This is a genomic window from Paenibacillus sp. FSL R10-2199 (genome assembly GCF_038000235.1).
Taxonomy (GTDB): domain Bacteria; phylum Bacillota; class Bacilli; order Paenibacillales; family Paenibacillaceae; genus Paenibacillus_AQ; species Paenibacillus_AQ phytohabitans.
Map to the genome: position 1 here is coordinate 1 of NZ_JBBOBO010000001.1, position 21,760 is coordinate 21,760.

Sequence of the window (21,760 nt, forward strand, 5' to 3'; positions counted from 1 at the left end):
GATGCTCACCGTCTGCGCCACGCTATCTATAGTCGTCGAACCGTTGCCTTTCTTCACAATGCTCAGTGACGTGCCCAGCCAGCTACTATCTATAGCCAGCTTGCCATCTGCTGTCGCCGTTACTGCCAGTGTACCGTTTATCGTGTACGACCCGCTTGTCGCCAGTCCCGTCAGCTGCTCAGCCGCATAGTCAATTTCTGCTGCCGGGGTTGCTTCCGGCAATGCCGTGAACAGCGATACAGCTACCGTCATCGGCGAACCGCTGATCTTGTACCCGCTTGGCGAATTTACCGCTACCGATACGTCACCTTCAGTTATCACCGAAGTAAGACCGATGCTCCATTCTGTCCCTGACCCGCTCAAAGCTCCTTTTACAGCAGAACCAGCGCCATCTGTAATTGTAATATCGCCTGCCGTCAGCCCGGCAATCGCAGTATCGAAGGTCAGATCAATTTTCGTCGATGTTGTTGTTCCGGCTACGCCGTCAGCTGCCGCTGACAGCAGCACAACCGGAGTTGAAGTCTCTGTATCAAACAGCTTCCCCTTTATTCTATAGTGACTCGCATCCGTATTATCTGTTTTGATGAGAACAACCTTATCGCCGAAGGCGGGATACAAAGCGAATTTCGGATAATATTCTACAGCGAACATCCAGCTGTCTTCATCATATCCCTGAAATACCACCGGAGCGGAATCTACAGGCTGATCTGAGGTTAAGACCAGGTTGCCTTCATAATCATAGTAGTTCAGGTAAGCATACTGAGTTCCTGACCACTCTGTACCGTAGTTGTATGCATCGTTGATGGCTTCATTAGAGGTGGGATCAGTGCTTACTGTTACAAAACCCGGCAGTGCACCGTTCTTATAGATTGCAGCCGAAGCTTCCCCCAGGGAACCGCTTATCGTAAATCTGCCTTGGCTATTCCCCTCGTTATCATATAAGGAGACCGTAGAGCTATCATTAACCCAGTAATATTGGCTGAGCATGAAATTCCCGTTATTTAGCGTAGACAGATACAGCTGTCTCTCATTCGTTCTTGCTCCTACATCAATTGTTCTTAAGAGTGTTCCGCTGTTGCTGAATAGCTTCAGATAAATATTATCGTTCGAGGGCCCCGAATTGTAAGCAACCATATATACACCATCTCCGGCGGATACATAAGACATGCTCGCATTAGCATCTACCAGAAGTGTTTCACTTGTAACAGGCGAACCCGCAGCGGTGAACACACGGGTAACTGTGCTCTTATTGTCGTTTCTTTGCCAGGAGAAGGCGATGTTACCATCGGACAATTCTGCTATCGATACATTACGTGTAAGCTGCGGCGGAAGACTTCCATCACTAAATGTATTAATCTGAGTCTGGGCGGTTACTTTGTGCCCCTCTTTGTTAAGTACCATGAAATAGGTGTTAGGAGTGCTCTCCTTCACTGTCCCCAATTGCAGATTATGGTCATTAGAGTCGCTTTTATTGTAAGTAATTAATAGATTACCGTTATTTAGCGCAAGCATACTCACATAAGTCATTTTGTAATAAGTGTCCATTAAACTGCTCAGATCCACATCCGTGATCAGCATTCCTGCACTATCAAAAACCCTCAAAAAATTAGATGAAACAAAAACATTACCTTCATAGACAAATGAATTCAGCAACACTGCCGTACTTCCGTCCTGAAGACCTTGGGCAGTGGAAATATTTTTGCCCGCATTGTATGTTGCCGGAGGCTCGATAACAAAGTCCTTTGTTTCCGTGAATGAAGGCATCGCCGCGTATGCGCGGAGTGACATCAGGGGCAGCAGCCCAATGACCAGCACCAGAGCCAGTCCTATTTTGCCTACCTTGCCTATCTTTTTCAACATTTCGTTCCTCCTCGTCGAATGAGTATCTTTTATAAATTGATAACGTTTCCGTATGAGCGCACAACAAAAACTCTTAGTCTACTTTATCGACATTTCGCATGAATAAGTTTAATTTTCGACAAACAATCGTAGTAATTAGCCTGATTCACATGACTTTTATTATTGCTTAATAACAAAAAAGACCCAAGCATCCATGCCCAGGCCCTATGTCTATATCTATTCCGGGGTAACCCTATCATCGGATTCCGCATTTACTTTTGGTTCCTCTTTTTGGCATCTGCAAGTATTTATTGCTATAGTAGAATGGTGCCTGGCATGTGATCAATCAGAGGTTCATCATAATTAACTATGGATGGGGAGGGATTCCTTTGCAAGAGTTGTTTAAGACGATCATCAAGCAAGACGTGAAACCTTTTTTCTCCGCACAGGGCTATCGTACAAAAGATCTGAATTTCTACAAAACAGAAGGCCAACTCAGCTATAAAATCAATATCCAGAAATACAAGTACAATACACACAAGCAACTCAGCTTCTATGTGAATTACAGTCTTCATTCCGAAGAGCTTGCGCAATATAGGCCTGCTTCGTCTCTGGGCTTGCCTCACTTCTATGTCCGGATCAGGAACATCGTCCCCGCCGCCCCGGAACGCTACTTCCTGACGCCGGAGGTAGATGTGGACAAGTTCACGGCAGACCTGCTGCTCCATTTGGATCAGGGTCTTCAATTCTTGTACACCTTAACCGATGCCAGGGCCATTATTGAATACTATATGCAGCGGACAGCACTGCATTTAAGTGAGGAGACCTTCGGGTTCCTGCTGGATACAGGGGATACAGAGACTGCGGAGCAATACCTGAAGCAGCTCCAAGCGAAATACGGCGCCGAGAAGCGCTGGGCGATCTTGGAGAAGAAGTATGCAGCGGTTTGGGCGAAATACGGGCTGAAGCTTTAGCGTTAGCACATTGGGTTCGGTTTTTCGCATACATTCGGCCCGTGCGCACTCGCACCAACCCTACACAAATAAAAGGGCTTCCCGCTCTCGTAAGGAGACGTCGGGATAGCCCTTGCAATATACATCTATCTGTACAGGTCAGGATAGATTCTCCGACATCAGTGTAAACCCTTCAATTACAGCATCCTCATCAATCTCAATCAGGATACAGCGTTTCCCCTGATAATTTACCTGTCTCACATACTTCAGATCCTGCGGGCTGACCGTAATAGAAGCTACCTTTGTATCGATCTTGATCGATTTGGATGTGAATTTCGGGATCACGCTGCTTGCTTTCATCTCATAATTCTTATCGTCGACGATGGTTTCGAACGCGCGCTCTACCTTCTCCATCGTCACTTCCTCTACGCCGCTTGCCTTCAGCACACGCTCTACATCCCGGTAATCGAGCTTCGGCGGTTCTTCCTCATCCTCATGGTCCTCGATGACCTGATGAATACTTTCGTATACCTGCGCAATGGTCGCCACATCGAGTTGTTCGCCCGTTATTTCCTTTACGATATCCTCGAAGATGGATCTCTCTTCCATGGCTGTCACGGACCGCTCCGCATTCAGCACCTGTTCGATGAAATGAGGGTTAGGATTATTCGAGCTCCCTGTACAATACAGGATACGATTAATATCCGAATAGTTGTCCGTTACACTCGGGTAGAAGAACCCTTGCTCCGGCGTGCTAAGCTTGATGATCGGATCAACCATCACATTGTATTTGAATTCCCGCTCCACATAATCGAACAGGAGGGTTTTGCGCTGCTGCTCCGTGGAGTTCACACTGCATAGGATGAACGGATGTGAGAACATCTCATCCTTACCTGTCTCTTCGGCTTCGTCATTCCGGGCCTTGGTCGGCCGAAAGTATTGTCCGCGGACAAACGTAATTACCGCATCCTTCTCATACTTGACGTCCACCAGCATTTTATCCACCAGCATCAGCATCAGGTCCTGCCATTCTTCCGGATCGCCCGTCACCAGCCCCTGGTGAAGCATGACCTGCGACGGCTCCTCCGCTTCTTCAAGGAACTTCAGCTCGAACAGTTTATGATCCAGCTCGCCGGTCAGCAGTTTCCGGAAATTCGCCATATACAGCTCCTGCTTCTCCCGGTCCAGCATGGCGAACGGCTGCCGTTCACAATGATAGATTTCATTGGTTTCCTTCATAATATACACGTTCAGAATATCGAACAGATGCAGCTGATCGTGGTCCATCTTAAATTGCTTACGTATATGTGCAGCTTCTTTCTTTATCATGTTCTGGGCACAGCTCCTATGAAATAAATTGGTTTAATCAGTATAAACGATATAAAAACCCTTCGCCAGAAGGGTTTTTATATCGTTTATTTTATACTAATTTTCGCCAGGCATAAGACCTCATTTTAACCCTTCACGCCACCGACAACCATACCTTTGACAAAGTACTTTTGCAGGAAGGGATACACGATAATAATAGGCACACTGGCGACAATAGTCATCGTTGCACGTATAGAAGTCGGTGTCACGGCACCCTTGTTGCCTTGTGCGTTAGCAAAGGCATCGGCTGCCGAGCTTGCAGAGGAGGTGTTTGTGGTGGACAGCATTTTCATCAGTTCATACTGCAGGGTACTCAGACCTGGCTTGGAAGAGTTATACAGGAATACGTCGAACCAGGAATTCCACTGATAGACTGCCACAAACAATGAGACTGTAGCAAGGGCCGGAACGGTCAACGGGAGTACAATGCGCGCGAACGTAATGAAGTCTCCGGCGCCGTCAATTTTGGCCGATTCCATTAGCCCTTCAGGCAATGCTTCGATGAAGGAGCGGATGACAATCATATTGAAAACGCCGATGATGCCCGGGATGATATAAACCCAGAAGGTGTTAAGCATGTCCAGCTCTTTGATCAGCAGGTAGCCCGGAATCAGACCGCCACTGAAGTACATGGTGAAAATAAAAGTGACGGACACAAACTTCTTCAGCTTATATTCCGGGCGGCTTACCGTATAGGCCAGCATCGCTGTACAGAATACGGAGACCACAGTCCCCACAATGGTCCGTGCCGCAGAGATAAACGTTGCATAGAAGATATTGGATCCGCTAAACACATAGTCAAAGTTTCGCAGCGTCCATTCCCGCGGCCAAATGTAAATATCCCCCCGGACGGAATCATTCGCATCATTAAACGATAAAGCGAACATATTCAAGAACGGATAGAGGGTGACAATAACCAATAGAATCATGAAGATAATATTGCATACATCAAAGATCCGGTCACTTAATGAAGAATTGCGGAATGATTTGGATTGAGCCATAACATGTGCCCTCCTTTCTAGTACAATCTGCTTTCGCCCATACGTTTGGCGATATTATTGGCTGAGATTAAGAAGATAAAGCTGACCAGCGTCTTGAATATACCTGCTGCGGTGGCAAGCCCGAAGTTGTTCATCTGCATCCCGTATTTCAGTACGAAGATATCCAGATTCTCCGAGAAGTCCAAATTCATACCGTTGCCCAGCAGGTACTGTGCCTCGAACCCGGACTCCAGAATATGGCCCAGATTCATAATAAGTATCAGCACAATAACCGGTTTGATGCCTGGAAGCGTAATGTAGAACATTCTTTGCAGACGGGAGGCCCCGTCAATCTCGGCCGCTTCATATTGTGACGGGTCGATAGAGGTGATGGCCGCTAGATAAATGATAGTGTTCCAGCCGACATTCTTCCAGACCTCTGTTGCTCCGAGAATTCCCCAGAAGTATTTGCCGACGCCAAGCCACAGAACCGGATGATCAATGAGCTGCATCTTGAGCAGGAGCACATTGATGATCCCTTCCGGTGCCAGTGCCGTTTGCACGATATTGGACGCAACAACCCAAGAGATGAAGTAAGGCAAGTAACTGATCGTCTGCACCGTGCGCTTGAAGAAGATATTACGCAGCTCATTCAGCAGAAGAGCCAGTACAATAGCCGTTACAAAACCCAGTACCAGGTTAATGGAACTCATAACGAGGGTATTGCGCAGCACCCGATAAAACTGTTGCTCCTTGAACAAAAATTTGAAATTATCCCAGCCGACCCACTTCTGGTCGAAGAAATCTTTTGCCGGTTTGAATTTCTGAAAAGCAATGGTCCATCCCCATAGCGGGAGGTATTTAAATACAAACACCCAGACTAGAAAGGGCAAAGACATCAGCATAAGCATTTTCTGTTTAGATAGCTCTTTAAAAAAGGTTGTGAAGCGCGAAGTGCCGGTATTATTCGATTTTGCCAACTGCACAGCGGTTTTCCCCACCTGTACCGTCCCCTTTCCTAGCTCCATATTCTCTCTTTCGTAACAAGGATAGAAGGAAAAAGTGAAGGCTGGCTTCACTTTTCCCGGTTCATCATGCTTATGGAGAAGCGGTCAGCTTACCATTTGCCGTCGATGCGGTCCTTCACCTTGTTCGTCATAAATTCCTCGTAGCCTTTAATGTCCAATTTATTGTATTCTGCAAGGTATTCATTCCAGACCGCTTCGAAGCCTCCTGGTGCGGCAAGCACCATACGAGGATAATATTTCTGCTGCAAATCGCCGGATCTCTGGCTGAAGAGCTGCTCAGGGGAGCCCGGTTCTTTCTCAATACTCCAAGCAGGGTACCATGGACGTTCCACTGGTTTGGCGTAGAGGTCGGAGAAGGTCTTCAGGTTATAGGCCTTCAGCAAGGCTTTGTCGCCTTCTGTATAGTTGATGGCTGCAACTTCCGGCTGGTTGAACGGAACATGGGCGTTGCCGTCCTCATACACAGAGTTATCACCATAACGCGGCCATTCGTAGTCGAAATAAGCAAAGCCGTACTTGTGCTTGAAATCATTGTCGTTGCGGTTCTTAAGCTGTTCTTCGGTCATTACCATACGGCCTTCGGCATTCTTGGAGTAAGTAACGCCTTCTTCACCCCACTGCACGAGCTTCTGATTCTCGTCGGTCAGCAGGTTATCCCAATATTTAATGATGCGTACCGGATCTTTTGCGCTGACCGAGATACCCAGTCCGCGGTTGTTAACGAAGGATGGAGGATCAACGTAAGCATCTTTAATTCCTTCTTCATATACGATAGGAAGGGCTACATAACGCAGATCGTCATTACCGGCAGTTCTCAGGTTGGTAATGGCATCATTAATCTGAAAGGAATAGTTGACATATCCCAGTACACGGCCGGAGGTCAGCTTGGCCAGATACTGGTCTTTGTTCGCGGTGAACGTCTCCGGGTCAACCAGGCCTTTGCCGTTCATTTCGTTCAATTTGGCCAGCCAGCGCTTCTCATTGTCAGTTCCCTGATACAGCTTGGCTTCATGGGTCTCCATGTCGACCATGACACCGCCCTCATTCGGGTAACCGGCCAGATGCATCGGCTGATTCGTAATGGTGTAGAATTCACCGGCTGTACCGGCGAAGGTTACGAAGCCGATGGTATCTTTACCATCAACCTTAGGATACTTGGCCTGGTATTTCTCAATCAGATCAAAGTACTGGTCAAGCGTTTTCACTTGCGGGTAACCAAATTCCTTGAGGACGCGTCTTTGCATCCAGAAGGTGCCGCTTGGGTCCGGCGGGGATAAGTATCCGTTTACATTTGCAGTGTAGGGAAGGATGTAGATGTTGCCATCCTCATTCGTAATTTTGTTCATGTAGTCGCCGTAGACGCGCTTGATGTTGGGGCCGTACTTTTCAATCAGGTCATTAAGCGGAATCAGTGCACCGGCATCCAGGAACTTGGCCAGCTCGCCGACCGGAGAGATTACATCAGGATAATCGCCGCCGGCAATCATAACACCGGACTTGGTGCTTGCATCCCCAACCACGTTTTCTATTTTCCAGTCCACACCCGTCTGCTCCTGAAGCTTCTTGCCGATGGTGGTTTCACTGCCCATGATATCTGGTTGTGACCCGAACCCGAAGTAAGTGAAGGTAACCGGCTCGGTGCTGACCTCGCTGTTCTTTCCGCCGGACTCACTGTTCTTTCCCCCTGAATTGCCATTCGAGCAGCCGACAATGAGGAGTGCCGAAGCCATGACAACAGCCAGGCCGGTTTGCAACCATTTCTTTGTACGCATTTCATATCCCCTTTCTTTTCTTTGTGCTTGAGAACACCCTCATTATAAAAGAAAGCGCTTAACATTGTTACAGGGCAAACCTTAGATCGGTCTTTGAATAATTAAGAAACAAGCTTTATTTATTATTGAGCGGCAGCCTGAGCATGATGCGTGTTCCCGCTCCAGACTCGCTGGTAATGGTGAAGGAGAAGGATTCGCCGTAGTATATTCTCAGCCGTGTAATGACATTTTTCATGCCGATCGAATCGCCCATGGCAGACTCCGCCTCAAAGTAATGATGAAGCTCCCTGATCTTCTCCTGATCCATCCCCTTGCCATTATCCATAATGACGAAGACGATTTGTCCGTTCTCCTGCGCGATCTGAATATTGATATACCCGATGCCTGCTATATTTTCGATGCCATGAATGCTTGCGTTCTCCACAAACGGAAGAAAAGCCATCTTCGGTATTTCGATGTCCAGCAACGATTGATCCACCTCGATGTGGTAGTCAAGCTTGCTGTCAAAGCGGTATTTCTGAATCTCCAGGAAGCTCTCGATTAACTCAAGCTCTTCACGGATCGTCACGAAGCTGCTCTTCCACAGAATCGATTTGCGGAAGATCTTCGCCATATTCTGAATCGTCCGGGCGGTCTGGGTCTCGCCCTTCATCAGGCTCCGCATCCGGATCGTCTCCAGCGCATTGAACAAAAAGTGAGGATTAATCTGGCTGTGAAGCGCATGCAGCTGAGCCTGACGCTGACGCAGCTCCAGCTCTTTCTTCTGTATTTCCGCTACATACACATCATTGATCAGGTTCTCGATCCGTTTGCTCATCCGGTTGAACTCCACGGCAAGCTCACCGACCTCATCCCGTTCCCGGTGATAAGGAATCAACTCGAAATTTTTATCCTTTACCGACTTCATGTGCTTCAGAATGCTTTTAATGCGTGCATGGATCGAGCGGGATATGATCAGGATGACGATGGTCGGCACAATGAAGTTAATCCCCGCAAACCACAGGATAAATTGTCCCGATTGTCTGACATCTGACAAAATGATCTCTTCATCCAGAACCCCGTATACCGACCATCCGCCCAAATAACGATTGTTCTGATAGGTCTTGCCGATTACGATTGCCTTATCCGGCCTGGGGATCTCACCCAGGGTTAGGGTCTGTCCTTGTGTGATCAGCCCGCTCGGCTGTCCGCTGGAGAGACGTCCGAAGCGCGCTTGACCGGAGGGGTCCAGAATATAGAAGTCGCCACTAAAGCTGGACAAATCCAGGATTTGTCTAATATAGTTCATATTCAGATCAATTTTGAATACATGCTCATAGGTCTCAAGCCGGCGGTCTGTGAGTCTTTGGATGATACTGATACTGTCAGGCGTAACGTAGAGATGGGGATGTGTATTGCTGAATTGACTGATCTGTTTATACCAGTCCTGATTCCGCATTTCATCCTCAAGTTGTATGATATGTCCCGAGGACAGAACGGTCGGATTGTCCGTCATAATGACAGAGGAGCTGATTATTTTATTCTCCGTGTCGGTACGATTGAACAGATTCGATATGGCATTCAGCGACTCCACATAATGGTCATTAGACAGATAGGTGGTGTTTAAATGCTGAAGGAGCTGCCTGTCTATAGAATAGAGGTAGGATATGCCTGCCGCATCCTCAATAACAGTCCTAAGTTCAGCTTGTAAAAGGGTCATTGCCTGTTCTGCGTCCGCTGTCTTCTGATTCTTGATATTCACGGTGGTTACCTGGTAGAACATCACATTGGTCAATATGATCGGGATGAATACGCATACAATGTAGATTACAATCAGCTTGCTTCTTAGCTTCATATGATGCAGGCGAATGTTCAACACAGAAGTGAGCCTCCTTATTTACTGCCCGATCATGCTGTTGCGATAATCGGTTGGCGTCATATTCTCCAGCTTTTCAAACTGGGTGGCAAAGTAATCAGCGTTCTGGAAGCCGACCTGCTCAGCGATTTCGTACATGCGTTTCTTCGTTTGCCGCAGCAGCCGCTTGGCCTCTTCGATACGCAGCGACAGCAGATATTCGTTGAAATACGTACCGTAAGTTTTGCGGAACAGCTGTCCGAGGTAGATCGGATTCATATCGAAATCGGCAGCAATCCCTTTCAAATAGATATTTTCCCTGTAATGCCCATCAATATATTTTTTGATTTTTTCAATATTCCCTTCGCTCTTGCCTCCGCGTTTCCCGGTGATATATTCAGCAGCCTCCCCGACAAAATGCAGGAAAACCTGCTTCAGCTGATTCAGATTGCGGTATTTCACCTGCCAGTTGAGGAGTTCGTCCGTCCAATAGAGGTTATTCTCGTCCCCTTCGAGCTGCCGGATAATATTAATGATGGCAATCATACTCCGCCTGATCGTGTTCGTAACCGCCCCTGGAGCGAAATAACGTTCCTGAAATACGTTGAAAATAGTATCAACAACGGAGCTATAGCCTTGTTTGGTATTGGCTTCGACCTCATAAATGAGCTTGCTGTGCAGTCCTTCATCAATATCAAAATAATATAAGGGCTGCTCCAGCAGCTCATCTGCCATAAAGATTCCCTGTAAGCCAGCGGCAAAACGGTAATTCAGGCATTTCTCGGCACTGGCGGCGGAACCAACGATCTGCTTCAGCTGACCTGCCTTATGGCCTATAAACAAAGCAACGGTCGTTCCAAGCTCTCTCTCCAGCGTGTCCAGCAGGTTGATATAGTTACTCCGGTCAGGCACATTCCGCTCGTACATCCAGAGCTCAGGCACAATAATCCCATATTGATTGTTCGCACGTACATGAATGAGCAAGGTCTGTAGCTCGTGATGAAAATAACGCTGCAGCGATGCCTTCAATGCGGGCATATAATCCCTTTCGCCATGAGGAAGCTTGTCCTGCATTTCTGCGATGACATACGTATAGGAAGAGGCGAGCGGAAGCTCCAGTACAAAAGCTATCCGCCCCATAACCTGGTCATCGGGTTCCGTCTGCAGTAAGCTCTCGATGACAGTTTCGACAAGCGGCTTCTCCCGTGTTATGGATAAAAGCTGCTGCTGATTCAGGGTAGAGGCTATCTTTTTCAAGGCAGCGGTAAGCTCCTGCTCATCAACCGGCTTGAGAATATACTCTGAGACATTGTAGCTTAAGGCTTGCTGGGCATACGAGAAATCAGGATATCCGCTTAAGATAATGAACAGCGGCTGATGCTCCTGTTCTGTTTTGACCTTCCGGATCAGCTCCAGACCATCAAGTACAGGCATGCGTATATCCACAATGACCAGCTCCGGGGTTAGTTCTTCAATAAGAGCGAGCGCTTGCTCCCCGTTCTCTGCTTCACCGCAGATTTCAAATTCCAGCGAGCATTCATTCATGATCGTAATCAAGCCTTTTCGCACAAAAATTTCGTCATCCACAATCAGCACCTTATACAATACCCTTCCTCCTTCGAGTTCATCTGCTGTGTATTCATTTATCATGAAATGCATATAAATTCCAGCTTATAAATCAAAAAAGCCTCGGCTCGTGACCTGCACCTCCATTATGGAAGACACAGATTCACAAGCCAAGACATTTTCGTTCACGATGGTGGCCTTCAGGCCATGTTAGTTGGGGACAGCCTCTTCATTGGGGATTCCAGGAAACTTCCCCTTAATTATTGCCCCGTCCCTCTACCGCCGCCTGCGCCCCCCCGGCCACCTCCACCGCCGAACCCGCCTCCGCGTGATTCCGTGATTTCAGTGATTTGTTCGCCATTAACTGTGACAGTGCCGCCATTTAATTCAGCTGTACCATCCGCATCAAAAGCGGAAGTCGCTTCTACATTAATGGTCCCGCCATTAATATAAATATCACCATTTGAATCAAAGGCATCCGTATCCCCGCTAGCCATACTTACATCAATCGTACCGCCATTGACCACAATTGATGCGCCGGAACTAACTTTGGGTGTAGCATTTATACCGTCATCAGTCGCATACAACGTAAGCTGACCCTCATTTACAATAATATTATTTGCCTCAATACCTTCTACTGCACTCTTAATGTTGATGATTCCGCCATCGATTTGCACCAGGTTATTGCCGGTAATGGCATCGTCAGCAGCAGTGATTGTTAAGGTGCCGCCTTCAATATAAATATTACCAAGGGTAGTATCCTCTTCGTTCTCGCTATGCAATCCATCCTTCTGTGTATCAATCGTGATCGTTCCATCATGGATCAGAATCGCATCATTCGCTTCTAATGCATCCGCAGAGGACTCTATGGTATACACGCCTCCGGTAATTTTGAGATCATCCTTGGAAGAGATCCCATTTCCTTGACCCGATACAATATCTAAGGTTCCGGTTCCATTCAGGGTCAGATCTGCTCTTGAGAAAATAACCGCATCCAGATTGGTCTCCCCATCCGCTACATAGCTTCCGGATACCTCCATATAGTTCTCACTGTCCGTGGAGGTAACGAATACCTTATCCGCAGCTTTCACATAAATGGCAGGTGCATCTTCATTGGTTATACTCACACCGTCAAGAACGATTTGAATTTTGGCATCGTCGGCAGCCTCAACCGTTACCGTCACATTGTCCACATCACCACTCAAAACATACACGCCTTCCTCACTCAGTGTCACATCCTGATTGCTTTCCAGATTCATTGGTGTTGCAGCGGTAAGATCCGCCGACTGCTCCAAGTCCCGGTCACTGAATAATTCCGCGGTGTCTAGAGCGGCTGCTTCCGGTGTTTCAACAACAGTACCTTCTTCTGCTGCGGATGTTGCGCTTGGTGACACGGTCTGAGCTACAGATGGAGTGGTTGCAGCAGCAACCCCGCTGCCTTCTTGTGCATTAGAGCATCCTGCGGCAGAAAGTACTGCGGCTAGAGCAATGACACTTATGCTGTTCAGCTTTATGATTTTCATGGATTAACACTCCTCGTATAGTTAGTAGTCATCTATAGGCTGTTTATCGTTCAATAAGCATTAACGCTACCTGACTTATTCCAAGCATAAGCCATAACACTTAAATCAAACTTAAACCGCGAAAACTAAACTATATATGACAATAGATGTCATTCCCATACTCTATAATGAAGCTGTATTCAACAAAGGAGGTAACCACGGAATGAGGAGTTTACAAGGGAAAATCGCTTTAGTAGCCGGAGCTACCAGGGGAGCAGGCCGGGGGATTGCTACCGAGCTAGGGGCAGCTGGCGCAACGGTATATGTGACAGGAAGATCAACTCTAGCCCAACGCTCCGAATATGACCGACCTGAAACCATAGAAGAAACGGCAGAGCTTGTCACCCGGGCTGGCGGTCACGGAATTCCGGTTCAAGTCGATCATCTGGACCCTGTCCAGGTAGAGAAATTGGTCAATCGCATTGAAGAGGAGCAAGGCCGGCTCGACATTCTTGTGAATGATATCTGGGGCGCCGAAAAGATCATCGAATGGAATGTTCCGTTGTGGGAGCATTCCCTTGAGAAGGGGCTGCGGATGTTACGGCTCGCGATAGATACCCATCTCATTACAAGCCATTTTGCGATCCCTCTTCTGATTAAGAATAAGAATGGGTTAATTGTAGAGATGACGGACGGAATCGCTGAATACAACAATCAGAATTACCGGGTGTCAATGTTCTATGATCAGGCCAAAACCTCCGTGACCCGTATGGCCTGGGCTCTTGCCCAGGAGCTTAAGCCTTATGGCTGTACAGCGGTAGCACTCACACCAGGCTGGCTTCGTTCGGAGATGATGCTCGAACACTATGGGATACAAGAAGATAACTGGCGGGATGCTGCTGCCAATGAGCCTCACTTCATCATCTCGGAATCCCCACGTTATGTAGGCCGGGCCGTCGCTGCTCTTGCTCAAGACCCCGAATTATCCAGATGGAACGGACGGTCACTCTCAAGTGGAGAGCTGGCACAAGTCTACGGGTACACAGATATGGACGGCTCCCAGCCGGATTGCTGGCGTTACATGGTCGAGGTCGTAGATGCCGGTAAACCGGCGGATGCTGAAGGATACAGATAAAATACAAAAACCCGGGCGCTGAACGCATCCGGGTCTCCTTATATCAACCTGCCCTATACTGATTCTGGAACAGCAAATTATAGGCTTCGTTCCGGTTAAACAGGTTCTCATGGGTATCGAAGGCTGCGACCCTGCCCGCTTGCAGAACCATTACCTTGTCGCAGTCCAGAATGGAAGATAGACGGTGAGCAATGGAGATCATGGTTTTCCCCGATGACAGGCTCTTGAGTTCGCTAATGATGTCACTCTCATTCTCGCTGTCCAGCGCACTTGTGCTTTCATCGAAAATAATGATGTCCCTGTCCTGCAGAAAAGCACGCGCAATCGATAACCGCTGTCTCTGGCCTCCGGAGAGCTTCACACCCTTTTCTCCAATGATCGTATCCAATTGATCCGGCAAGGTGTCAATGAAATCATATATACTCGCCCTGCGGCAGCACTCTATCAATTCCGCGTCGGTTGCCCCGGCCTTGGCCAGCAGCAGGTTGTCTCTAATCGACATATTGAACAGAACGGGTTCCTGCACAACAATACTCACTTTGTCGGACACACTCTCACTGTTCACCGAAGAGATATCTGTGCCGCCAATGCTTACCGTTCCCCCTTGCGGTTCCATCTGCCCTGTCAACAGCTTGGCGATGGTGGATTTACCGCTGCCGCTTTGTCCAACAATCGCCAGATGCTCCCCCTTACCCACAGAGAATGATATACCGTCAAGCGCAAATGAATCGTTCCCCTCATAGGTGAATTTCAGCTGGTCAACATTGATATCTGTTCCTTCAATCTTCTTAAAAGGCTTCTTAGCTGCTTCTATATTTAGAAGCCCGATCACTTTACCGATACTCACCGAGTCATTCTTGAAGTTCATTATGGAATTACTAATGTTCTCGATGTATCCGAAAAACTGCCCGTAAAAGCTGATAAACACAAGCAGCACACCAACCTCCGAGTAGCCTTTGATGACAAATAATCCGCCGATAAAATAGATGAACAGCTGGGTAATGAAATTCTTGGTGAAGAACGAATAGGTAATCCCCAGATGCATATAGAGCTGGTTAAGAAACCACACATGCCTGATCTTCTTGTAATGTCCGTTTAGCTCAGCCGATTGGGTGTCTTCAAGATTATTGGTTTTGATATCCTTCCAGTTTTGAAAGTTGGAGTGTAAAAAGGATTCATACTGAATCTGCAGTTTCCAGAGCTCCTCTCCGGTAAGCTTCGCTTTCCCTCCCAGAAAATTAACCGTTACCAAAGAAACCGGAACAAAAATAAAACTGATGAGCGCAATCCGCCAGTCATAGCATAGTAGAATTACCGCTAACGCCACAGCATAAACAACAGCGTAGATAAAATCTAAGATATGCGTCTCGAAAAATTTCCCGGCAATTGCCGAATCGTTCTCAATCCGGCTCTTAACATCGCCAATGCTATATTGGCTATAGTCATCGTTATCGAGGCTGATAAGCCTTTTGAGCAGTTTATTCTTGATTCTCAGATCATACTTCAGCATTAACTGGTTAGAAAATCGCTTACTGACGGCAATCCCGGTTGTAGTAAGCAGGAAAACCGCCAGATACCCGCTGATGATTAGCCAAAGCTCATTCAACTGCTTATCTACCAAAACGCGGTTAACCAATAACGAGTACAAGAACAGGGGGATCAGCCCGAATACTAAGCTCCATATCTTGAACATCCCCAGCGCAAGGAGCGGTTGTCGGATACCGTCTATTTCCCGGGTTAAGGCCTTATAGGTGTCCCATCGTTTCATACAGCTTCACCTCCTGCATACTGTTCGCTGAATAAGTCTATGTATGTTGGATTGCTAGTAATCAGTACGTCGTGAGTATCGTAGCCTTTGACAACACCGTCTGCTAACACCGCGATTCTATCACAGCTCTGGATGGTGGAGAACCGGTGGGCGATGATGATCAGCGTCCGGTCCTGCGAGAGCTCACGCATTACTTTCCGGATCAGCGCTTCGTTCCGGCTGTCGAGGAAGGATGTAGCTTCGTCGAAGATCAGAATCTTCGGATTCTTGACTAAAATCCTGGCGATTGCCAGACGCTGCTTCTGCCCGCCGGATAATTCCTGCCCTCCCGTCCCCAGCAGAGTATCCAGTCCGTCCGGGAAGGTCATGACCACATCATACAGAGCAGCCTTCTTGATCGCTTCTATCAGGGCTTCATCATTATCCTTAAGATTTGTAAATGAAAGATTGTAACGCAAGGTCTGATCGTACAGAATAGTCTCCTGATGGACAATCCCCACCTGGCTCCGCAAGCTATGCAGGTTATAGTCATTAACATTTACACCGTCGATCAGAAGCTCGCCGCTGTCCACTTGATACAGATTGTAGAGCAGGTTGCCCATCGTTGTTTTACCCGCACCGCTCCTACCGACAATGCCGATCGTGCTGCCTGCATCGACGCGGAGATTGAACCCGTTCAGAACCTGTCTGTCTTGGCTGTATCCGAAGGTGACATTATTAAATTCAATCAGGCCCTCTTTTATGGGCTGCGGAGGCTGGTTTTCCCGGTAATCCTCTTCATCCTCATTCAGAATATCCACGACACGCTGCAGGGAGACCCTCTGCCCCCAGACATCGGTAATTTTGCCGTTAATGGAGCTGAAGTAATTCACGGCCATATTGAAATAGCTTATCGCGGCTACAAACACACCGAGCTGCATTTGGCCTTTAACAATGAAATAGGCGCAGATAATAAATATGAGCAATTGTGCGGCAAGCGTGATGAATGCATTCACCCTTTCTGTGGTCACTCCGATTCTTCCGTTTTCCACATTCATTTTATGAATGGCAGCCGTTTTCCTTAGATAAGTGCTTGTTACTTTTTTACCTGCGCTAAGGATTTTGACGTCCTGCAGATTCTTCACAATTTCGAATAAATACGAGGATAACTTTCTCTGTTCCGCCCGAAGCTCCTTGTTGACCTGTTGCGCTCTGGTCTTGAAATATTTCGAGGCAAAAAACACGGCGGGAACCAGAACGACCGTAAAAGCGCCCAGCAGTACATTGTAGTAAAACATAAAACAGACAGCGAATAGGATATGCAGCAGGTTGGAGTATCCCCACAGTCCGCTCCAGAAGACGAGATTCATAATATCCGTAGCGTCGTGGTTCATCCGGCTGATCATATCCCCGCTGTACATCCCGGAGAGGTCTTTGCCTTTTTTATGTAATATCTTGTTGAACAGAGCCCGCCGGATATCGAAGACAAACCCGGTCATCATCTGCGACGAAATAAGATTGTTTAACGTTGCAACAACAAACTGATTGAACAAGAGTATGCCGGCATAGACCAGACATAGATCCAAGAAGGCGCTCATGTCCTTATCATAAAAAGCGATATTGATCATCTTCCCGCCCAGGAACGGATAAATCAGGTTGACCATCGTCATTAACGTAGTGATCATGAACCCGCATAGAAAAACCCATTTGTGCATCAGCATAAATTTCATGACCCATTGCCTCTTTGTCATAGACTCACGCAGCCCCTTCCATATATTCACAAAAGGTATTGTAGCACAAACGTTCGCATATAAGAAGCTCAAAAAAACACCTGCCAATGACAGGTGTTAGGGATGCAACAACCGGCTAAATCTAATAGAATCTATTGGGATTGGCACTACTCAGGCCAGCAAGGCGCGGGCTACCTGATCCACAATGCAATTGATGCCTGTCGGCCCATAGCAGCCGATCCATGTAGCGGCATCCACCGGGTATATATGCTGCCGTTCATCTGCATCCAGCAAGCCCCGGGCGTTCTGCTCGGTCACAGCCAGGTTATCCTGCAGCAGCTCGTTGCTTAGCCAAAAGTAGTGGCTGGCATGCACTGCCGGCAGCCTGTCGACGGAAATATGATACGCCGTGTCGGAGGTATCTGCGACGAATAGCGGAGCAGGCAGACCCAGGTCGCGGTACAGCACAGCGCCTGTGCGGTGCGAAGCCGTATGTACCCGGACCAGTGACTCCCGCGGGCGGATCAGAGCCACGCTCTTGCCTGCCAGCACCGGGGCAAGCTCTTCTGAGAGCAATGCCGTGCGGCGAAGGTAATCGGCAATAATACGTTCCGCCTCGGCCCGCTTGCCCGTCAGTTCACCGAGCAGGCTCAGAATCGTCTGCCAGCTCTCATTGCGCCGAAACATGATAGTGGGAGCAATCCGGCTTAAGCGTTCATAATGCTGATCATGCACCTCGGTGCAGATAATCAAATCCGGCTGCAGCCGTTCCACAGCCTGCAGGTCCGGGTACTCGTAGGTTCCGAGCATTTCCGTTGCCTTAAGCCTTTCCCGGATATATTGGGGGAATTTCAACACCGCACTGCCCAATCCTACACTTCCTGCGGGCGACAGCCCAAGCGCAAGCAAATGGTCAGCATATTGAACATCGAGTACAGCGATTCGCTGCGGAGAAGCAGTGACGTTATATTCGCCCCGCATATGACTGATCACCGGGTCCGGCAGCCCGGAATACGCAGCGCCAGCACGGGGCTCTGAAGCGGCAGTCCGCCTGTAGAGCTGCGGGGGGACTCCATAATATTTCTTGAACGCCCTGCTGAAGTAATACATGTCGCGGTAGCCTGTTCTTTCAGCGATTTCGCCGATGGGGGCATCCGTATGACGCAGCATCCGCCCTGCGCTCTCCATCCGCAGCCGGATCACATATTCCATCGGCCCGAGCAGCTTCTCCTGCTTGAACCGCCGCTGCAGCTGTCTTGCACCGCATCCGGCAAGCGCAGCCAGCTCTTTAAGCTCCAGCTCCTGACGGTAATGCCCCGCTATATAGGCAGCAACAACCTCCACCATATCCGGCTCCCCGCCGCCCTGACCGCGTTCATGCTCCATAATAAGCTCGTACAGCATTCCTTGCAGCAGCGCATTGGCATGGAACCGTTCCAGCCCTTCTCCCCGGCTCCATTTGGCTGCGAGCTTGTCTGCCGTCTGGTGCAGCTCCACCGGATGCGCGGGATGATGAACAAACGAAGTGCGCAGCGGGTGGCTCTGCTGCGGGAACAGTACACGGGCGGCTCCCGACATTGGAACAGCCTTGTAGAGAATAACGGTATAATGAATGTTCTCCGGTCCGGCAGTCATCGTAAATGCCGACCCCTTAACAGCGTGGCAGACAAAAGAGGCCTGGATACGGCGAACCTCGCCATTCATCACAAGCCTCCCTTCCCCGCCGCCTGCCAGCAATAACAGATTGGCTGACAATCCCGCTTCGCTCAGAACACCGCCAGGCGGCACAGTACCGCTGCGCACGTCAAGCGTCTTGATCGCCGTATCACTCCATAAACTTGCCTGCTCCTGCAGCGGCATTTCTCTCATCTCCTGACAATAGCATCCTCTGCTAGACGGACGTGCTTGTTGTCATTTTAATTGAGATTCATTCTCATTGTCAATTTTCGGGCATTTCCTGCAATACTCCCCTGACATCCGGTAATAGAAGCAGCAGGTGCTGCGCTTGTTCTTCGCAACCGTTGTCTCGTCATTATGCTCTGTGAACCGGGTAAACGGATTGCGCCTTGGCCCAAACAACTCTCCGGGAGCCGTCCGGGTCAGAAAAGCGAAATCGGCTTGCATCCGCTGCCTGTCTTGCCCGGATTCGTCTGTTCCAGGAGAATATAGCGGGGCAATGCGCACCATAATATTCTCCCAGAGCACCGCCATCGGGACGGGTCCTATGGCGGCAAGCGTCTGCAGCAGCGGGGTAAGCTGTACCGCAAAAATCTCCTTAATGACCTCCTCCCGCCACGCTTCCCTGTCTTCCGTTGGCGATGCTGTTCGAAGCCCATTCACCGCCAGGAAAGGAAAATGCGTATCCCCTTTAAACTCCGGGGAAGCCGGATGATAAAGGAAGCTTGTATCCAGCGGAAAGGAGACTTCCCGGTTATGAAAGGTCATCGCAGCCAGCAACGGCGCGATCCACAGATAGCCGATCCGCTTAGCCAGCATAGAAGCCGCAACCTGCATATCCGGCGCGCCGATATAATCCTTAAGCCAGCTTACATATTCGCGGCATGCCGCTTCTTCCTGCAGCTGGCTCAGGGCAAGGGTGCGGATGCTGTCTTTAGGCGGACCGCACAGCCGCAGCCGGTATTCCTCCGCCATGTCCCTCCATGAGGCCGAAGACAGATAGCTATCCATTTCAATGCGTTCCCAGCAGTGCTTCCGAGGCCTGATCTACAATAATATTGAGTGCAATGGGGCCATAGTAAGCGATCCAGAGCGTTGAATTCACGTCATAGGCACGGTTATTCTTGACGGCATCAAGTGATTTCCAGACCGGGCTGCCTGCCAGAGCCTCTGCCTCTTTGGCGAACAAATCATCCGACAGCAGGAAATAATGATCTGCTCCGACATCAGCGACTGTCTCCATCGAAATTTCAACGGAGGTGTCATCTTTAATCTCCTGAACGAAGGCCGGGGCATTTAACCCCAAATCCTCATAAAGAATGCTTCCGGTCCGGTGTTCGGGACCATGTACACGGATACCCTCCGGTCTCGGACGAATCAGCGCTACGGTTTCATCGCCCAGCTTCGCCGCCAGTTGCTCCCGCAGTCCGGTGATTTTGTCCCCGTAAGCCTGACGCACCACCTCTGCCTCCGCCTGCTTACCTGTTATCGCACCGATGACAGCCAGCGTATCCCGCCAATCCTCGTAGAAGTCGAGCACCACTGTAGGCGCAATTTGACTGACGCTGTCATATACCTCCTCCTGAAAGTCGGTCATCAATATAAGGTCCGGATTCAGCGCCACAATAGCCTCAAGATTGGGCTCATCCCGTGTGCCAAGGACCTTCACATCACCCAATTGGGCGTTCAAATATTCCGGAAATTCATCCTTCGTCCCAGCCACAACGCTGCCCGCCGGGCGCTCCCCAACCGCTATCAATTGATCGACGAATTTCACATCAAGCGCTGCAATCACCTTTGGCTTCTCCGTCAGTGTATATTCGCCCTTCAGGTGTGAGATCGTTACCGGAAAAGCTGCAGCAGCCTGCGCCTCCGGCGACGACTGAGCCTCTGTATCCGGTGGCGCCGACGGCCCCGCTGAAGCTGCTGCAGACGGCTGTGCGGCTGTGCCTCCCTTGGTATCCCCTCCAGTGCCGCAAGCCGTCAGCACAAGTATCAGTGCCAGCATCCATATTAATAGTCCTGATTGTCGGGCGGCGTATATCCTGCTGCCGGTTGCCTGCCTCTTTGTTGCTCTTATCATGCTGACTCCCCCTTCTTATGTGATAATGATTTTCATTATCATATTCGTAAAGTGAGTATAATCGATCTGCCTGCTCCGTTTCCATGTACTTTTGCGACATTGCAGCCGGATTAATGCGACATTGTGTTCCATAGGAGCATGCTTCCTTTTACACAGTATCCCTTCGGGATTCCGATAATCCAATATAAAAAGACTGCCGACATTACCTTCGACAGTCTTAAGGAAGGGGACCTGCTCCCCTCATTAACTGAGTTAAATATTAATTACCCCAATATTGCTGGGCAATCTGTTGTCCTTGTTTAATTTTCGCCCACTGTTCATCTTCCGTTAATTCATTGCCGCCATCACAGGACGCAAACCCGCATTGACGAGAAAGTAATAATCTATCCTTATTAATGATTTTCGAGACTTCATCAAGCATTTGAACTACACGGGCCTCATCGTCAAGCGTATTGGTCTTAGAAGACAACAATCCAAGTACAATTTCTGTATCAGGCTTATCTTTGAACACCGCAAGCGCCTCAAGGGAGCCTGCACAGCTTGGTT

Annotated in this window: 15 protein-coding genes and 1 pseudogene; 2 read left to right on the forward strand and 14 right to left on the reverse strand. The window is 48.8% G+C overall.

All coding sequences use genetic code 11. The features are described from left to right. Nucleotides 1-1,860 (reverse strand): hypothetical protein (locus tag NYE33_RS00005; RefSeq protein WP_341064261.1); only part of this gene is annotated, 1,860 nt, incomplete at its 3' end. A 368-nt stretch (nt 1,861-2,228) separates the two neighbouring features. On the opposite strand from NYE33_RS00005, the gene NYE33_RS00010 reads away from it, so the two are divergent. Continuing rightward, the gene (locus tag NYE33_RS00010) at nt 2,229-2,813 is read left to right on the forward strand and encodes a DUF4304 domain-containing protein (RefSeq protein WP_042133555.1); all 585 of its coding nucleotides are present in this window, start codon (nt 2,229-2,231) and stop codon (nt 2,811-2,813) included. A gap of 138 nt (nt 2,814-2,951) precedes the next feature. Here NYE33_RS00010 and NYE33_RS00015 read toward each other — a convergent pair whose 3' ends face one another. From NYE33_RS00015 to NYE33_RS00045, 7 genes are all read right to left on the reverse strand, one after another. Then, entirely contained in the window at nt 2,952-4,121 is a 1,170-nt protein-coding gene (locus NYE33_RS00015) for a DUF4317 domain-containing protein (RefSeq protein ID WP_042133552.1), read from the reverse strand. 125 nt (nt 4,122-4,246) lie between these two features. Continuing rightward, a complete protein-coding gene (locus NYE33_RS00020; RefSeq protein ID WP_336103133.1) occupies nt 4,247-5,161 on the reverse strand; it encodes a carbohydrate ABC transporter permease in 915 nt (304 codons plus the stop codon). 17 nt (nt 5,162-5,178) lie between these two features. Beyond that, complete coding sequence (locus NYE33_RS00025; protein ID WP_336103137.1) at nt 5,179-6,051, reverse strand: ABC transporter permease; 873 nt, start codon at nt 6,049-6,051, stop codon at nt 5,179-5,181. A 206-nt stretch (nt 6,052-6,257) separates the two neighbouring features. Next, entirely contained in the window at nt 6,258-7,940 is a 1,683-nt protein-coding gene (locus tag NYE33_RS00030; RefSeq protein ID WP_042133548.1) for an ABC transporter substrate-binding protein, read from the reverse strand. A 115-nt stretch (nt 7,941-8,055) separates the two neighbouring features. After that, a complete protein-coding gene (locus tag NYE33_RS00035) occupies nt 8,056-9,798 on the reverse strand; it encodes a sensor histidine kinase (RefSeq protein ID WP_336103134.1) in 1,743 nt (580 codons plus the stop codon). A gap of 18 nt (nt 9,799-9,816) precedes the next feature. Next, nucleotides 9,817-11,370: a response regulator transcription factor gene (locus tag NYE33_RS00040; protein ID WP_231575394.1), complete on the reverse strand. Its 1,554-nt coding sequence runs from the start codon at nt 11,368-11,370 to the stop codon at nt 9,817-9,819. A gap of 230 nt (nt 11,371-11,600) precedes the next feature. Continuing rightward, complete coding sequence (locus NYE33_RS00045; RefSeq protein WP_042133545.1) at nt 11,601-12,863, reverse strand: carbohydrate-binding domain-containing protein; 1,263 nt, start codon at nt 12,861-12,863, stop codon at nt 11,601-11,603. Nucleotides 12,864-13,065: 202 nt separating this feature from the next. Between NYE33_RS00045 and NYE33_RS00050 the strand changes: the two genes are divergently transcribed. Further along, on the forward strand, nt 13,066-13,977 hold the full coding sequence (locus NYE33_RS00050) for an SDR family oxidoreductase (RefSeq protein ID WP_042133544.1): 912 nt from the start codon (nt 13,066-13,068) through the stop codon (nt 13,975-13,977). A 43-nt stretch (nt 13,978-14,020) separates the two neighbouring features. Here NYE33_RS00050 and NYE33_RS00055 read toward each other — a convergent pair whose 3' ends face one another. From NYE33_RS00055 to NYE33_RS00080, 6 genes and pseudogenes are all read right to left on the reverse strand, one after another. Continuing rightward, entirely contained in the window at nt 14,021-15,745 is a 1,725-nt protein-coding gene (locus NYE33_RS00055; protein ID WP_042133541.1) for an ABC transporter ATP-binding protein, read from the reverse strand. Beyond that, the gene (locus NYE33_RS00060) at nt 15,742-17,454 is read right to left on the reverse strand and encodes an ABC transporter ATP-binding protein (protein ID WP_341064264.1); all 1,713 of its coding nucleotides are present in this window, start codon (nt 17,452-17,454) and stop codon (nt 15,742-15,744) included. Before NYE33_RS00060 ends, NYE33_RS00055 begins: the two co-directional genes overlap by 4 nt. 171 nt (nt 17,455-17,625) lie before the next feature. Next, a complete protein-coding gene (locus NYE33_RS00065; protein WP_336102685.1) occupies nt 17,626-19,314 on the reverse strand; it encodes a helix-turn-helix domain-containing protein in 1,689 nt (562 codons plus the stop codon). Nucleotides 19,315-19,365: 51 nt separating this feature from the next. Continuing rightward, a complete protein-coding gene (locus tag NYE33_RS00070) occupies nt 19,366-20,106 on the reverse strand; it encodes an IucA/IucC family C-terminal-domain containing protein (RefSeq protein WP_341064267.1) in 741 nt (246 codons plus the stop codon). 37 nt (nt 20,107-20,143) lie between these two features. Beyond that, the gene (locus NYE33_RS00075; protein ID WP_336102683.1) at nt 20,144-21,214 is read right to left on the reverse strand and encodes an ABC transporter substrate-binding protein; all 1,071 of its coding nucleotides are present in this window, start codon (nt 21,212-21,214) and stop codon (nt 20,144-20,146) included. A gap of 259 nt (nt 21,215-21,473) precedes the next feature. Then, nucleotides 21,474-21,749 (reverse strand): annotated as a pseudogene (locus NYE33_RS00080) (5-methyltetrahydropteroyltriglutamate--homocysteine methyltransferase); the annotation flags it as partial. Nucleotides 21,750-21,760 lie beyond the last annotated feature (11 nt).

What these genes read in the sequence shown, in the direction of transcription:
- NYE33_RS00015 (WP_042133552.1), bottom strand. Translation starts at nt 4,121, where the DNA reads ATGATAAAGAAAGAAGCTGCACATATACGTAAGCAATTTAAGATGGAC.
- NYE33_RS00020 (WP_336103133.1), bottom strand. Translation starts at nt 5,161, where the DNA reads ATGGCTCAATCCAAATCATTCCGCAATTCTTCATTAAGTGACCGGATC.
- NYE33_RS00025 (WP_336103137.1), bottom strand. Translation starts at nt 6,051, where the DNA reads ATGCTTATGCTGATGTCTTTGCCCTTTCTAGTCTGGGTGTTTGTATTT.
- NYE33_RS00030 (WP_042133548.1), bottom strand. Translation starts at nt 7,940, where the DNA reads ATGCGTACAAAGAAATGGTTGCAAACCGGCCTGGCTGTTGTCATGGCT.
- NYE33_RS00045 (WP_042133545.1), bottom strand. Translation starts at nt 12,863, where the DNA reads ATGAAAATCATAAAGCTGAACAGCATAAGTGTCATTGCTCTAGCCGCA.
- NYE33_RS00050 (WP_042133544.1), top strand. Translation starts at nt 13,066, where the DNA reads ATGAGGAGTTTACAAGGGAAAATCGCTTTAGTAGCCGGAGCTACCAGG.
- NYE33_RS00055 (WP_042133541.1), bottom strand. Translation starts at nt 15,745, where the DNA reads ATGAAACGATGGGACACCTATAAGGCCTTAACCCGGGAAATAGACGGT.
- NYE33_RS00060 (WP_341064264.1), bottom strand. Translation starts at nt 17,454, where the DNA reads ATGAAATTTATGCTGATGCACAAATGGGTTTTTCTATGCGGGTTCATG.
- NYE33_RS00065 (WP_336102685.1), bottom strand. Translation starts at nt 19,314, where the DNA reads ATGCCGCTGCAGGAGCAGGCAAGTTTATGGAGTGATACGGCGATCAAG.
- NYE33_RS00070 (WP_341064267.1), bottom strand. Translation starts at nt 20,106, where the DNA reads ATGGCGGAGGAATACCGGCTGCGGCTGTGCGGTCCGCCTAAAGACAGC.
- NYE33_RS00075 (WP_336102683.1), bottom strand. Translation starts at nt 21,214, where the DNA reads ATGATAAGAGCAACAAAGAGGCAGGCAACCGGCAGCAGGATATACGCC.